The 14,760-nt window shown below is 60.5% G+C and carries 15 protein-coding genes; 9 read left to right on the forward strand and 6 right to left on the reverse strand.

Going from position 1 to position 14,760, the window contains the following annotated elements:
* Positions 1–100: 100 nt before the first annotated feature.
* The 3 genes from dgcA to AACU78_RS07280 all read right to left on the reverse strand — a co-directional run bounded on the left by dgcA (position 101) and on the right by AACU78_RS07280 (position 3,763).
* A complete protein-coding gene (gene dgcA, locus AACU78_RS07270; protein ID WP_106575591.1) occupies positions 101–2,161 on the reverse strand; it encodes a dimethylglycine demethylation protein DgcA in 2,061 nt (686 codons plus the stop codon).
* A gap of 16 nt (positions 2,162–2,177) precedes the next feature.
* Entirely contained in the window at positions 2,178–2,708 is a 531-nt protein-coding gene (locus AACU78_RS07275; protein WP_106575592.1) for a DUF5943 domain-containing protein, read from the reverse strand.
* Between the two features lie 77 nt (positions 2,709–2,785).
* Positions 2,786–3,763 carry a dipeptidase gene (locus AACU78_RS07280; protein WP_106575593.1) on the reverse strand — a complete coding sequence of 326 codons (978 nt, stop codon included), beginning with the start codon at positions 3,761–3,763 and terminating at the stop codon, positions 2,786–2,788.
* Positions 3,764–3,981: 218 nt separating this feature from the next.
* Between AACU78_RS07280 and AACU78_RS07285 the strand changes: the two genes are divergently transcribed.
* From AACU78_RS07285 to AACU78_RS07295, 3 genes are read left to right on the forward strand one after another with little or no spacing between them, the layout of a single operon-like run.
* Positions 3,982–4,383 (forward strand): lysozyme inhibitor LprI family protein, encoded by a 402-nt coding sequence (locus tag AACU78_RS07285; protein ID WP_056857778.1) that lies wholly within the window; start codon positions 3,982–3,984, stop codon positions 4,381–4,383.
* A gap of 40 nt (positions 4,384–4,423) precedes the next feature.
* Positions 4,424–4,906: a hypothetical protein gene (locus tag AACU78_RS07290; protein WP_106575594.1), complete on the forward strand. Its 483-nt coding sequence runs from the start codon at positions 4,424–4,426 to the stop codon at positions 4,904–4,906.
* Positions 4,907–4,943: 37 nt separating this feature from the next.
* Complete coding sequence (locus AACU78_RS07295; RefSeq protein WP_106575595.1) at positions 4,944–5,360, forward strand: DUF3010 family protein; 417 nt, start codon at positions 4,944–4,946, stop codon at positions 5,358–5,360.
* A gap of 124 nt (positions 5,361–5,484) precedes the next feature.
* On the opposite strand, the gene AACU78_RS07300 is transcribed toward AACU78_RS07295, so the two are convergent.
* Both AACU78_RS07300 and AACU78_RS07305 read right to left on the reverse strand, forming a co-directional pair.
* Positions 5,485–6,651, reverse strand: a complete 1,167-nt coding sequence (locus AACU78_RS07300; RefSeq protein ID WP_106575596.1) for an AAA family ATPase — start codon at positions 6,649–6,651, stop codon at positions 5,485–5,487.
* Positions 6,652–6,718: 67 nt separating this feature from the next.
* The gene (locus tag AACU78_RS07305) at positions 6,719–7,663 is read right to left on the reverse strand and encodes a GlxA family transcriptional regulator (protein ID WP_106575597.1); all 945 of its coding nucleotides are present in this window, start codon (positions 7,661–7,663) and stop codon (positions 6,719–6,721) included.
* A gap of 194 nt (positions 7,664–7,857) precedes the next feature.
* Here AACU78_RS07305 and AACU78_RS07310 point away from each other — a divergent pair, with 194 nt between their 5' ends.
* The 6 genes from AACU78_RS07310 (at position 7,858) to AACU78_RS07335 (ending at position 13,297) form a co-directional block, all read left to right on the forward strand.
* On the forward strand, positions 7,858–8,802 hold the full coding sequence (locus AACU78_RS07310) for a choline ABC transporter substrate-binding protein (protein ID WP_106575598.1): 945 nt from the start codon (positions 7,858–7,860) through the stop codon (positions 8,800–8,802).
* Positions 8,803–8,879: 77 nt separating this feature from the next.
* A complete protein-coding gene (locus tag AACU78_RS07315) occupies positions 8,880–9,767 on the forward strand; it encodes a 3-keto-5-aminohexanoate cleavage protein (RefSeq protein ID WP_106575599.1) in 888 nt (295 codons plus the stop codon).
* Positions 9,768–9,931: 164 nt separating this feature from the next.
* Positions 9,932–10,897, forward strand: a complete 966-nt coding sequence (locus AACU78_RS07320) for an L-carnitine dehydrogenase (protein WP_106575600.1) — start codon at positions 9,932–9,934, stop codon at positions 10,895–10,897.
* Positions 10,898–11,015: 118 nt separating this feature from the next.
* Positions 11,016–11,495: a thioesterase family protein gene (locus tag AACU78_RS07325; protein WP_106575601.1), complete on the forward strand. Its 480-nt coding sequence runs from the start codon at positions 11,016–11,018 to the stop codon at positions 11,493–11,495.
* A gap of 9 nt (positions 11,496–11,504) precedes the next feature.
* Positions 11,505–12,665, forward strand: a complete 1,161-nt coding sequence (locus tag AACU78_RS07330) for a gamma-butyrobetaine dioxygenase (RefSeq protein ID WP_106575602.1) — start codon at positions 11,505–11,507, stop codon at positions 12,663–12,665.
* A gap of 368 nt (positions 12,666–13,033) precedes the next feature.
* Entirely contained in the window at positions 13,034–13,297 is a 264-nt protein-coding gene (locus AACU78_RS07335) for a hypothetical protein (protein WP_106575603.1), read from the forward strand.
* A gap of 95 nt (positions 13,298–13,392) precedes the next feature.
* On the opposite strand, the gene AACU78_RS07340 is transcribed toward AACU78_RS07335, so the two are convergent.
* Positions 13,393–14,496 (reverse strand): GlxA family transcriptional regulator, encoded by a 1,104-nt coding sequence (locus AACU78_RS07340; protein WP_005792167.1) that lies wholly within the window; start codon positions 14,494–14,496, stop codon positions 13,393–13,395.
* Positions 14,497–14,760 lie beyond the last annotated feature (264 nt).

The raw sequence follows: 14,760 nt of genomic DNA on the forward strand, positions 1-14,760 counted from the left end.
GGCTTGCCCCCGAAAGCGGTGGGTCAGCTACAGCTGTATCACCTGGCCCGCCGCCATCGGGGGCAAGCCCCCTCCCACCTTTTTGGCCGAGTTCACCTCGTCAGAAATCCTTGCACAGGCGCAGGGCGTCATAGATCGCGGCGTGGGTATTACGCTGCGCCACACAATCACCGATGCGGAACAGCAAGTACCCCTCGCCCGGCTCGCTGAGGCACGGCTGCGGCTTGATCGCGAACAGCGCTTCGATGTCCATCTGGCCTTTGTTGCGCGAACCCTGCTTGAGCGCGTAGTAGATCTCTTCATCCGGACGCACGCCGTTCTCGACCACCACTTGATCGACCACGCGTTCTTCCTTGGCGCCGGTATATTCGTTCTCCAGCACCGCCACCAGCTTGTCGCCTTCGCGGTAGACCTTTTCCAGCATCATGTCGCCGGTCATGATCACTTCTTTGGGGTACATGCTGCGGTAGTACGTAGGGAACGACGTGCCACCCACGGCCACGCCCGGCTTGATGTCATCGGTGACGATCTCGACCTGGCTGCCTTTGTCCGCCAAAAAGTCCGCGACCGACATGCCGGTGAATTCACAAATGGTGTCGTACACCAGCACGTTTTTGCCCGGCGCGACCTTGCCGTCGAGCACGTCCCAACTGCTGACCACCAGGCCTTCTGCTGCGCCCCAGTGTTCGTTCTGCTCCAGGAACGGGTGCCCGCCGACGGCCAGCACCACCACGTCCGGGCGCAAGTCGAGGATCGCATCGGCGTTCGCCGCCACGCCCAGGCGCAGGTCCACGTTCAGGCGTGCCAGCTCCAGCTGGAACCAGCGCGTGATACCGGCAATCTGGTCGCGCTGCGGCGCTTTGGAAGCGGTGGTGATTTGCCCGCCGATAAACTCTTTCTTCTCGAACAACGTCACGTCATGCCCACGCTCGGCGGCGACGCGGGCCGCTTCCATCCCGGCAGGCCCGGCACCGACCACCACGACTTTGCGTTTGGGCCCGGTGGATTTCTCGATGATGTGCGGCACGCCCATGTATTCACGCGAGGTCGCGGCGTTCTGGATGCACAGCACGTCCAGCCCTTGGTACTGGCGGTCGATGCAATAGTTGGCGCCGACGCACTGCTTGATCTGGTCGATCTGGCCCATCTTGATCTTGGCGATCAGGTGCGGATCGGCGATGTGCGCACGGGTCATGCCGACCATGTCCACGTAGCCGCCTTCCAGAATGCGCGTGGCCTGGTTCGGGTCCTTGATGTTCTGCGCGTGCAGCACCGGAGCCTTGACCACTTCCTTGATGCCGGCGGCCAAGTGCAAAAACGGCTCCGGTGGATAACTCATGTTCGGGATCACGTTGGCCAGGGTGTTGTGGGTATCACAGCCCGAGCCGACCACACCGATAAAGTCCAACATGCCGGTGTTGTCGTAATACTTGGCGATCTGTTTCATGTCCTCGTGGGACAGGCCGTCCGGGTGAAATTCATCGCCGCACAGGCGGATGCCGACGCAGAAATCCGGGCCGACCTCAGCCCGCACAGCCTTCAATACCTCAAGGCCGAAACGCATGCGATTTTCGAAGCTGCCGCCCCATTCGTCAGTGCGCTTGTTGACGCGCGGGCTCCAGAACTGGTCGATCATGTGCTGGTGCACCGCCGACAACTCCACGCCGTCCAGGCCACCGGCCTTGGCGCGCGCCGCCGCGCTGGCGTAGTTGCCGATCACGCGCCAGATTTCTTCCGGCTCGATGGTTTTGCAGGTGGCGCGGTGCACCGGCTCGCGGATGCCAGACGGCGACAGCAGCGTGGGCCAATGCTCACCGTCCCAACGTGAGCGACGGCCCATGTGGGTAATCTGGATCATGATCTTGGCGCCATGCTTGTGCATGGCATCGGCCAGGTTCTGGAAGTGCGGGATGATGCGGTCGTCGGCCAGGTTCACCGATTTCCACCAGCCTTGCGGGCTGTCGATGGCCACACTGGAAGAACCGCCGCAGATCGCCAGGCCGATCCCGCCCTTGGCTTTCTCTTCGTAATACTTCACATAGCGGTCGGTGGTCATGCCGCCGTCGGTGGCATACACCTCGGCGTGGGCGGTACTGAGCACGCGGTTGCGGATGGTCAGTTTGCCGATCTGGATCGGCGCGAACATTGCTTCGAAAGCCATGGCACGGTTCCTCGACTTACAACGGCTTGACGGTGAACAGGCCGTCGTCGTGGCCCTCTTCGGAGCCTCCGTACACTTGCTCGGCCACGGTGCGGATCTGGCTGCCGCGCGCCTGCAGAATCTGGTCCATGGCGCCGGCAAACCAGCCGGTGAACATGTAGTCGACCTTGCGCCCGACCTTGCCGTACACGTAGACAAATGCCGAGTGCTCGAGCTTGACGCTGGCGGTGCCTTTGTCGAGGTCGATGTCCTGAATCTTGAACAGGCCCCAGCCGCGTTGCGACAAGCGCTTCATGTAGTGTTCGAACACCGCGACGCCTTCCAGGCCGTGGCATTCAGCTTCTTTTTCACACCAGTGCCAGGCGGATTTGTAGCCAGCCTTGTAGAGGATTTCGGCGTAGGCCTCGCTGCCCAGCACTTCTTCAATGCCCATGTGGTTATTGACGAAGAAATGGCGCGGCACGTACAGCATCGGCAGGGCGTCGGAGGTCCAGACACCGGTTTCGCTGTCGACTTCGATAGGCAATTGCGGGGCGATCTTGGCCATGGAAACTTAACTCCAGAAAATTCGTTTGAATGCCCCAGGCACCGGATGGCCTGGGGAAAAGAAGTGTTGGCGGTGGCTTATTCGCCCCAGACGTCCTTGAGGACGTTGACCCAGTTCTCACCCATGATCTTGCGCACCACGCGCTCGCTGTGGCCGCGCTTGAGCAAGGTCTCGGTGAGGTTCGGAAACTCGCCCACGGTGCGGATGCCCAGCGGGTTGATGATCTTGCCGAAGCTGGTCAGGCGGCGGGCGTAGCCCTTGTCATGGGTCAGCATTTCAAAGAAATCCTGGCCATGGCCCTGGGTGAAGTCCGTACCGATGCCGATGGCGTCTTCGCCGACGATGTTCATGGTGTATTCGATGGCTTCAGCGTAGTCGTCGATGGTCGAATCAATACCCTTGGCCAGGAATGGCGCAAACATGGTCACGCCAACAAAACCGCCGTGGTCGGCGATGAACTTGAGTTCTTCATCGGATTTGTTGCGTGGGTGCTCTTTGAGCCCGGACGGCAGGCAGTGGGAGTAGCACACCGGCTTTTTCGATTCGAGGATGACTTCTTCGCTGGTTTTGGAGCCGACGTGGGACAGGTCGCACATGATGCCGACGCGGTTCATTTCGCCGACGACTTCACGGCCAAAGCCCGACAGGCCGCCATCGCGCTCGTAGCAACCGGTGCCCACCAGGTTCTGGGTGTTGTAGCACATCTGCACCACGCCAACCCCGAGCTGCTTGAAGATCTCGACGTAGCCCAACTGGTCTTCAAACGCATGGGCGTTCTGGAAGCCGAAGATGATGCCGGTTTTGCCCTGCTCCTTGGCATTGCGGATGTCGGCGGTGGTTTTCACCGGGATCACCAGGTCGCTGTTCTCACGGATCAGGGTCTGGCTGGCCACGATGTTGTTGATCGTGGCCTGGAAGCCTTCCCACACCGACACGGTACAGTTGGCGGCGGTCAGCCCACCTTTGCGCATGTCCTCGAACAGGTCGCGGTTCCACTTGGCAATGATCAGCCCGTCGATAACGATGCTGTCGGCGTGCAATTGCGCTGGGCTCATCAGGCGTCCCCTTATTGGCGATTCATGCGCCGAATCGTCTGCCGGCGCTTTGGGGCCAGCATATGCCCAGGGGCTGAACGAACCGGGTGCAAAAACGACAGGGGAATTGCCGAAAGCGTCAATCCGCGACAAAGGCCTACATGACACGTCTGACTGACGACTGTTCTTTGTCTTACGCTTGAGCCAGAATTCCGCATCACCTGAAATGAGACGGCGCAATGAAATCGATTTTCCTGGCTTTGGCACTCATCGCAACCGGCGTCCACGCGGCCGAAGACACCGACAACACGCCCTGCGATGGCATCGAAAACGACAAACAAACCCTGGAATGCGCCACTTACAACAAAACCACCGCCGAACAATTGCTCAAAGACAACTATCAAGGCCTGCTGGAACGCATGGGTTCGACCTATGGCAGTAACAAGTCGCAATTGGCCGACATTACCGCTCGTCTGAAGGATGCTCAGCAAAAGTGGGAAAAACTGCGTGACGCCGATTGCGCAGTGGACACCTTTCCGGCGGTGAATGGCAGCAAGGACTACGCGATCCAGCAGAATGACTGCCTGGCACGGATGAGTGATGAGCGGTCGGAGTTTTTGGAGTCGATCGGCCAGGAATAAGCCGGTTGCAAGCGCCAAGGATTATTGAAAAGGAATTCACATGTATTACCCACGCGAAGCGCAGAGGGATTTCCTCTACACGCGCGCCGCCCTGCTGTTTTTGGCCATGCTGATACTGTCGCTGATGCTGAGTTTGTCGGTGAGCCGGGGCGCACCTTTTGCACTGATAAAGGCGGCGCCCATCGAAACCATCGGGCACATCACCCAGCTGGAACGCCTCAGCGCCTGGGCCTCCAGCATCAACGTGTATTACGCCTTCGAGCATGAAGGCCAACGCATCGAAGGCATGGTGAACAACAGCAGCTACGTCGACGACCCTGGCTACGAAGTGGGCGGCCCGGTCCCCGTGGTGTACTCAAAATGGTTTCCGACGGTGCATAACATCAAGGCGAACTTTAAATCGAGTTCGCCTAACTTCTACATCATGAGCGTAAGCGTCGGCCTGATGGTGGTGTTCTCGATACTGATGTTCTGGACGGCGCATCAGATCTATCAACATCAAGAAGAAGACCGGCATTACTGATACTCGCCACTCAGCCCCATTTTTAATAGGCCATTGAATGACTATCTGCGGCATCGAAATCAAAGGCAGCGAAGCCATCATTGCTGTCGCCTCTCAGGACAATCAGGCGCTGACCCACGTCGCCCTGGCCACCAAGAAAATCGCGCTTGAAGATGACGATGAAGCGGCGAACGTCAAAGCCTTCGCCGCCCAGGTGAAGGCGTTTGTGCAGGCAAACGCCATCACCCGCATCGCGATCAAGAAGCGCAGCAAGAAAGGCGAATTTGCCGGTGGCCCGACCACGTTCAAGATTGAAGGCGTGTTTCAGTTGCTGGAGGGGGTTGAGGTGACACTGCTGTCGCCGCAGACCATCAATGCGCAGAACAAGAAGCACAACTTTGAGTTGCCGGCTTCGCTGAACAAGTATCAGCACGAGGCTTACAAAGCGGCGTGCTCGGCGCTGGTAAAGAAATAAACCACGACGCATATCAAATGTGGGAGGGGGCTTGCCCCCGATGTCGGGGTGTCAGTCACTTATAGGCTGCTGACCCACCGCTATCGGGGGCAAGCCCCCTCCCACATTGGTTTTGTGGTGCGCTTCAGCGCTTGTGCAGCAGCCAATCCCCGAATGACTTGTCTTCCAGGGCATACCCGCCACGGCTCGACTTCCACACCAGCTCCTTGTCGCGCAGCGCATCAATGCACGCCTGTATGGTCTGGGTGCCCGGCACCACATCGCTGCCCATGTCTTCCAGCGCCTTGCTGACCGCCGTGAGGGTGCTGTCGGTAAAGGGCGCGAAGGGTTCATTGTTTTGTGAACGCGCCACCATCACCTCCAGCACAGCGCGCTGGGGGACGGTGAGGTTGTTCCAGGCACTTTCGAACTCCGTCCACACGCCCGCGCGCAGGAATTCGGCGCGACTGTGCAGCAATTGGCCCAGGTTGCTGGCCTCACCCAGTTCCAGCGCCACTTCACCGATGATGGTGCGCAGCATCTCGGGGCGACGGCCGACCAACTCAAACGCCTCATCAATGTCGGCGGCGTCGAACTGATTGGTGCTGGCCAAATGCGCGTTGAGGTGCGCGGTGTAGGCTTGGGTGAACGCTTTGCCGAGCAAGGGAAACGGCGTGATGCTGGAGCCGAAGAACGGCTGGCTTTTGCCCAACACCAAATGCGCCAGCTTGTCGCGGTTGGAACCGGTGAACACCAGGCGCAAGCCGCTGCCCTCCTCGTCACGGCCTTGGTTGAGCTGATCCCGGGCGGCCTTCAACGCGAACATCGCGTTGATACCGGACTCGGTGGTCAAGGCGTGCTGGGCTTCGTCAATCACCAGCACCACAGGTTTTTCCGCCGCGCTGTGCAGCAACTCCAGGGCTTGGGTCAGTGTGGCACCGACGGGCAATTGTGGCTTGGTGAAGTCCCAGGACAGGGTGCGCAGAAAGCTTAGTTTCTCGATGCCAATGTTCTTGGCCAATTTGCGAATGCCCTTCTCAAAGGGAACCAGCGCAGCGGCAATGGCGCTGGCGATCAATTCCGCCGGATCTTTCTCTTTGTCGGCCCAGAGATCGACATACACCGCCAGCCAACCCCGCAGCTGACACTCGGGGATCAGGTCTTCACGCAAAAAGGTGCTTTTGCCGGTGCGGCGCGGCGCCGCGAGAAACAGGCCAGAGGTAAAATCCTGAATACCGGCCCCCACCAGACCATCGGCAATGCTGCTTGCCAGGGCGGGGCGGCGAAACACGAAGCCGCTGTTCTTCGACATGCTTTATACTCAATTATGGAAAGGACTATAAATTATAGTGGCGAGTATAATTAACTATAATTGCCCGTCAAACCACCTCTCGTCGCCGATCCTCCCTTGGGCACTTGGCAAACCGCGCCCGATAGCTGCGCGTGAAGTAAGAAGGCGACTCAAACCCGCACGCAATACTCACCTCCAGCACACTCATGTCGCTCTGACGCAATAGCTGCCGGGCTTTTTCCAGGCGCAGGCCGAGGTAGAAGTTGCTTGGCGTGTCGTTCAAATGCAGACGAAACAACCGCTCCAACTGGCGCCGGGTGACTTTGATCGCCTCGGCCAGTGCCAGGGTGGTCAGCGGCGGTTCGGTGTGTTGTTCCATTTCACCGATCACTTGCACCAGCTTTTTGTTGTTGATGCCGTAGCGCGTGGCGATCTGCATGCGCTGGTGGTCTTTGCGTGGGCGGATGCGCCCGAGTACGAATTGCTCGGAAACCTGGATCGCAAGGTCCGGGCCGTGGGCCTGGGCGATCAGGTCGAGCATCAGGTCGATGGACGCCGTGCCGCCCGCGCACGTGATGCGACGACGGTCGATTTCGAACAGCTCCTGGGTCACGGTGAGCTGTGGATAAGATTCCTTAAAGGCGTCAATGGCTTCCCAATGCAGCGTGAGGCGGTGGCCATCGAGCAAGCCGGCCTCGGCGAGCACACAGGCGCCCGTGTCGATGGCGCCGAGGGTGACGCCGTCGTGGTCGAGGCGGCGCAGCCAGTGCTCCAGCGCAGGCGTGGTGAACTTCAAGGGTTCGAAGCCGGCAACCACCATCAAGGTCGCGCCTTTTTTCAGCGGTTCCAATGCGGCGTCGGCGTTGACCGACATGCCATTGCTCGCCAATACCGCGCCGCCATCGGCGCTCAGCACGTGCCAGCGGTACAGCTCGCCGCGAAAGCGGTTGGCGACGCGCAGCGGTTCCAGCGCAGAGATAAAGCCAATGGCCGAGAAACCCGGCATCAGCAAGAAATAGAAATCCTGGGACATGGTGGCGCTCTCGTAAGACGGGCAGCGTGTTCACTGTGATACGCCAGTTCAACCGGCCATTCAAGAGCACAGGTCGCTGCAGTGCAAGAGCGGGTCGCCGCCGTGCGTTTTGTCGAGCCCGAAGGTACGTAACTTGATGCCACGGCGCACAAAGACGCCGGAACCCACAATAACGACCTGCCGAGGGAACCACCATGAACCGACTGATCAGCCGCTGCGTGCTTGCACTCAGCGCCAGCGCCATTTTGAGCACCAGCGTACTCGCGGCCGATGCAGAATCTTGCCGGAACGTGCGCATGGGCGTGGTGAACTGGACCGACGTGATCGCTACCAGCGCCATGACCCAAGTGTTGCTCGACGGCCTCGGCTACAAGACCAAACAGACCAGCGCCTCCCAGCAAATCATCTTCGCCGGCATTCGCGACCAACGCCTGGACCTGTTCCTGGGTTACTGGAACCCGCTGATGACCCAGACCATCACGCCATTTGTCGACGCCAAGCAAGTCAAAGTCCTGGAAAAACCCAGCCTGGAAGACGCACGCGCCACCCTCGCCGTGCCGACTTACCTGGCGGACAAGGGCCTGAAAACCTTCGCCGACATCGCCAGGTTCGAGAAAGAACTGGGCGGCAAGATCTACGGCATCGAGCCAGGTTCGGGCGCCAACACCCAGATCAAGGCGATGATCGCCAAAAACCAGTTCGGACTGGGCAAATTCCAGCTGGTGGAGTCCAGCGAAGCCGGCATGCTCGCCGCCGTCGACCGCGCGGTACGCCGCAAGGAAGCCGTGGTGTTCTTTGGCTGGGCGCCACACCCGATGAACGTCAACGTTGCCATGACCTACCTCACCGGCAGCGACGACGCCCTGGGCCCGAACGAAGGCATGGCCACGGTGTGGAGCGTCACTTCGCCGACCTACGCCGAACAATGCCCGAACGTGCACAAGCTGCTGACCAACCTGACCTTCACCGCCGCCGACGAGAGCCGAATGATGCAGCCGTTGCTGGATCACAAAGACGCGCTCGAATCCGCCAGGCAGTGGCTCAAGGACCACCCGCAGGACCAGCAGCGCTGGCTTGAAGGCGTGACCACCTTCGATGGCAAACCGGCCGCAGCCAACCTGCAATTGACCAGCCAATAACCTGATCCGAATCACCGCGTCGCAGCCGCTGTTGGCTGCGAGCGGCATCACTACGCCCGCCTGTAAGGAACCGACTCATGAACCACGACGTCATCATCACCTGCGCACTCACCGGTGCTGGCGACACGACCGGCAGAAGCCCACACGTGCCGGTCACGCCCAAACAAATCGCCGCCGCCGCCGTGGAAGCCGCCAAGGCGGGTGCCACCGTGGTGCACTGCCACGTGCGTGACCCGCAAACCGGCAAATTCAGCCGCGACGTCGCGCTGTACCGCGAAGTGATGGAGCGCATCCGCGAGGCCGACATCGACATCATCGTCAATCTTACTGCCGGCATGGGCGGCGACCTGGAAATCGGCGGCGGCGAACACCCGATGGAGTTTGGCCCCAACACCGACCTGGTCGGCCCGCTGACGCGCCTGGCGCACGTGGAAGAGCTGCTGCCGGAAATCTGCACCCTGGACTGCGGCACGCTGAACTTTGGCGATGGCGACACCATTTACGTCTCCACCCCGGCCCAGCTGCGTGCTGGCGCCAAGCGTATCCAGGAGCTGGGCGTTAAGGCCGAGCTGGAAATCTTCGACACCGGCCACCTATGGTTCGCCAAGCAGATGATCAAGGAAGGCCTGCTCGACAACCCGCTGTTCCAACTGTGCCTGGGCATCCCCTGGGGCGCGCCGGCCGACACCACCACGATGAAAGCCATGGTCGACAACCTGCCCGCCGACGCGGTGTGGGCCGGCTTTGGTATCGGCCGCATGCAAATGCCGATGGCGGCCCAAGCGGTGCTGCTGGGCGGCAACGTGCGCGTCGGCCTGGAAGACAACCTGTGGCTGGACAAGGGCGTGCTCGCCACCAACGGCCAACTGGTGGAACGCGCCAGTGAAATCCTCAGCCGCCTCGGCGCACGGGTCATGACCCCGGCGCAAGGTCGAATCAAGATGGGCCTGACCAAGCGCGGCTAACTTCCTGCCAAAACCGAATTAAAAAGGTGGGAGCGGGCTTGCTCGCGAGGGCGGTGAATCAGTCACCGAATGCAACAACTGACACACCGCCTTCGCGAGCAAGCCCGCTCCCACATTTGAACCGGTTCCTCACACAGAATTTGCGAATACTTTAGGAAATTGCCATGCGCTTTATCACTGAAATCAAAACCTTCGCCGCCCTCGGCAGTGGCGTTATCGGCAGCGGCTGGGTGTCTCGCGCCCTCGCCCACGGCCTGGATGTGGTCGCCTGGGACCCCGCGCCCGGCGCCGAAGCGGCCCTGCGCAAGCGCGTCGCCAACGCCTGGGGCGCGTTGGAGAAACAAGGTTTGGCACCGGGTGCGTCTCCAGACCGCCTGCGCTTTGTCACCACCATTGAAGCGTGCGTGAAAGACGCCGACTTCATCCAGGAAAGCGCCCCGGAACGCCTGGAGCTGAAACTGGAACTGCACAGCAAAATCAGCGCGGCGGCCAAGCCGAATGCACTGATTGGGTCGAGTACTTCGGGTCTGTTGCCGAGTGAGTTCTACGAAGGTTCCACCCACCCGGAACGCTGCGTGGTCGGCCACCCGTTCAACCCGGTTTACCTGCTGCCGCTGGTGGAAGTGGTGGGCGGCCAAAACACCGCGCCCGAAGCGATTCAGGCGGCGATCAAGGTGTATGAATCCCTTGGCATGCGCCCGTTGCACGTGCGTAAGGAAGTGCCGGGGTTTATCGCTGACCGCTTGCTCGAAGCGCTGTGGCGTGAGGCGCTGCACCTGGTGAATGACGGCGTGGCGACCACCGGTGAAATCGACGATGCGATCCGCTTTGGCGCCGGCTTGCGCTGGTCGTTCATGGGCACCTTCCTCACCTACACGCTGGCGGGCGGCGATGCCGGTATGCGCCACTTCATGGCGCAGTTCGGCCCGGCGCTGCAGTTGCCGTGGACGTATTTGCCGGCGCCGGAGCTGACCGACAAGTTGATCGACGATGTGGTCGATGGCACCAGTGAGCAGTTGGGCACACACAGCATTTCGGCGCTGGAACGCTATCGTGATGATTGCCTGTTGGCGGTGCTTGAGGCGGTGAAGACCACCAAAGCCAAACACGGTATGAGCTTCGCTGAGTAACGGCTGTTGATTTCCTGTAGGAGCGGGCTTGCCTGCGACAGCGGTGTACGACTCACCGCCGCCATCGCAGGCAAGCCCGCTCCCACAGTTGACCGAGTAATGACCTGGAATCCCAGACATGCCTGCATTGACCACCTACACCACCAAAATCCAGCCCGATTGGGTGGATTACAACGGCCACCTGCGCGATGCGTTCTACCTGCTGATCTTCAGCTACGCCACCGACGCACTGATGGACACCCTGGGTTTGGACAGTGAAAACCGTGAGGCCAGCGGCCATTCACTGTTCACTTTGGAGCTGCACCTGAACTACCTGCATGAGGTGAAACTCGGTGCCGAGGTAGAGGTGCGCACTCAGCTGATCGCCCACGATGCCAAGCGCCTGCACCTCTATCACAGCCTGCACTTGGTGGGCGACGAGAAGGAATTGGCGGGCAACGAACAGATGCTGCTGCACGTCGATCTCGCCGGTCCGCATTCGGCGCCGTTTACCGAGGCCACCCTGGCAAAACTCACCGCGATCAGCGCGCAGCAGGCCGAGTTGGCGCGCCCCGCCCTCCTCGGCCGCGTGATTGGATTGCCGCCCAAAAAACAATAAGGAGCCACCATGCAAACCGCCGCCGCTGTTGCCGATTTTCGTACCTACCCAACGATCAGCGACCTCGCCGAGGTGCAGGTGCTGACCGATCAGCTACGCGTGCAATGGGCCGATGGGCGGGTGAGCCCGTTTCATCATCAGTGGCTGCGCGACAACTGCCCGTGCGCGCAATGCGTGTACAGCGTGACCCGCGAGCAGGTGCTCGAGATTGTCGATGTCGACGAACACCTGACGGCCGTCAGCGCGCATATCGATCAGGGATGCCTGAGTGTGCAATGGAGCGGCGGCCATCGCAGCCACTACGATCCGGGCTGGTTGCGGGCCCATGCCTATGACGACGAATCACGCGCCGAACGCCGTGCAGCCAAGCCCGCATCGCAGCGATGGGACAGCACCTTCGCGTTGCCCGTTTTCGACTACGCGGCCGTGATGCAAGACCCGAACATCCTGCTGCAATGGTTGCTGGCCTTGCGTGACTCGGGCCTCACGCAAATCCGTGGCGTGCCCACCGAACCTGGCTCGCTGGCGCTGATCGCCAAGCGCATTTCGTTTATCCGCGAGAGCAACTTCGGTGTGCTGTTCAACGTGCAGTCCAAGGCCGACGCTGACAGCAATGCGTACACCGCCTTTAACCTGCCGTTGCACAGCGATTTGCCAACGCGCGAGCTGCAACCGGGGCTGCAATTTCTGCATTGCCTGGTGAACGAGGCCACGGGCGGCGAGAGCATTTTTGTCGATGGGTTCGCCATCGCCCATGCGCTGCGCAGCGAAGACCCTGAAGCGTTTCGCGCGTTGTGTGAAATCCCCGTGGAGTTTCGCAATAAAGACCGTCACAGCGACTATCGCCGCCTGGCGCCGATCATTGCGCTGGATGCCTTGGGTGACGTGGCGGAGATCCGCATGGCCAACTTTCTGCGCGGGCCGTTCGAGGCGCCGGTGGAGCAGATGCCGTTGTTGTATCGCGCGTATCGGCGCTTTGTTGCGATGACCCGCGAGGACCGTTTCAGGCTGGTCAAACGGCTGAATCCGGGGGAGTTGTGGTGCTTTGATAACCGCCGCACCTTGCATGCGCGCAATGCGTTTGACCCGGCTTCCGGGGCGCGGCATTTTCAGGGTTGTTACGTTGACCGGGATGAGTTGCTCTCTAGGATTCTGGTGTTGCAGCGGTAGACCGCGGCGCGCCCTTCGCGAGCAAGCCCGCTCCCACATTGGACTGCGTTCACAATTCAAAATGTGGGAGCGGGCTTGCTCGCGAAGAGGCCAGTGCAATCACCACAAAACCCCAGGCAAAAAAAGCCCCGATCAAGCCGTGACTGGATCGGGGCAGAGTGCTTGGTGTGAGCGTGACATCCCGAGGGTGACCAAACCTTCAAGGTGCGTGCCTGGCATTCAGTGTGCCTATTACTTCTTTCGGTAAATGACCCGAAAACGACCTGCTCATAGCCATATGAGCCATTCGTCAATTCTGCCCTTGCCGACCGGCCGGGGGCCTACCAGAATCCCAGTCAGTCCCCGCTCCCTACACCAGGATGAACGTCATGATGCACGCGGATTTGATTGACCAGGATGACCTGCTGGGCCAACTGCGCTCGCTGGGTTTTGAAGTCTCCAGCGGTGCCACCGCCGAGCAGGCTTGCGAGTGCGCGGTACGTGGTTTGAGCGCTGCACGGGCCAAGGCGCTCAAGGGCATGGTGGAACAGATGTACACCGGCAGTGCGACGATCTTGCCGGCGGTGCGCCAGGCGATCGACAAGCAGTTGTTGCCGGCGTTGGTGCAGTTCAAGCAGAACTCTGGCGCTTGATAGATCGCTTTCGCAGGCAAGCCAGCTCCCACATTTGACTGTATTCACAGATCAAACTGTGGGAGCTGGCTTGCCTGCGATGAAGCCGACTCGGTCTAGAGCCTCACACTCGCAAACGTCGACTCATTCCTGGCCTGGCTCAACGCCGACATCGGCCCGGACAACGGTGACAACACCAGCGCCTGTGGAATCGGCATCATCGCCACTTGCTGGGTGGTGTTGGACCCCACGCGCTCATCGCGCGGCGGAATGCCGAAGTATTCGCGGTAGCACTTGGAAAAGTGCGGCGTGGACACAAACCCGCACACCGAGGCCACTTCGATGATCGACATCGGCGTTTGCTTGAGCAGTTGCCGCGCACGAATCAGGCGCAGCTTCAGGTAATAACGCGACGGCGAGCAGTGCAGGTATTTCTGGAACAGCCGCTCCAGCTGACGACGCGACACGGCGACGTACACCGCCAACTCGTCCAGGTCGATCGGCTCTTCGAGGTTGGCTTCCATCAGCGCGACGATTTCCTGCAGCTTCGGCTGGTTGGTGCCGAGCATGTGCTTGAGCGGCACGCGCTGGTGATCCTGTTCGTTGCGGATGCGTTCGTACACAAACATTTCGGAGATGGCGGCGGACAGTTCACGGCCGTGGTCGCGGCTGATCAGGTGCAGCATCATGTCCAGCGGCGCGGTGCCGCCGGAGCTGGTGAAGCGATTGCGGTCGAGGGTGAACAGGCGCGTGCTCATGGCCACGCGCGGGAAGGCTTCCTGCATCGACGCCAGGCATTCCCAGTGCACGCTGCAATCAAAACCGTCGAGCAAACCGGCGCAGGCCAAGGCCCAACTGCCGGTGCACACCGCGCCGAGACGACGCGACTGACGCGCCTGGCTTTGCAGCCACGATACGTGCTCACGGGTAACGGTACGCTGTATTCCCACGCCGCCGCACACGATCACAGTGTCCAGGGCCGGGGCTTTGTGCATGGAGGCATCGGGGGTGATTTGCAGACCGTCGCTGGCCCACACCTGGTTTCCGTCGACACTCAGGGTTGTCCAGCGATACAGCTCGCGGCCGGACAGCTGGTTGGCCATGCGCAGGGGTTCCACTGCCGAGGCCAGGGAAATCAGCGTGAAATTGTCCAGCAGCAAAAAGCCGATGGATTGAGGCGCACGGTTCTGGGGTTGAGCCCCGGAGTTGAACGACGTCATCGCGGTATCTCCTCACACAAAGCGGGTGATGGCCTCAGGCGAGGCTCTTGTTATTGCGCTCACCCTGGAAAGGAGAGGCTTTGAATTGATAGAGCAAATGCCATGCCTAAAATTGAATGGCCATTCAATAACTCCTGAAAACGACCTGATGACGCGTCTATATAAGCCCGCGTGGGAAGTGCGGGATAGGCCCCGAAAAGGACGTCGGAGCGCGCCCGCTCACAGGGTGTGAGCAGATCGGTAGCACTTGTGGGAAGGCGCTTT

Source organism: Pseudomonas sp. R9.37 (genome assembly GCF_963878885.1).
GTDB lineage: Bacteria > Pseudomonadota > Gammaproteobacteria > Pseudomonadales > Pseudomonadaceae > Aquipseudomonas.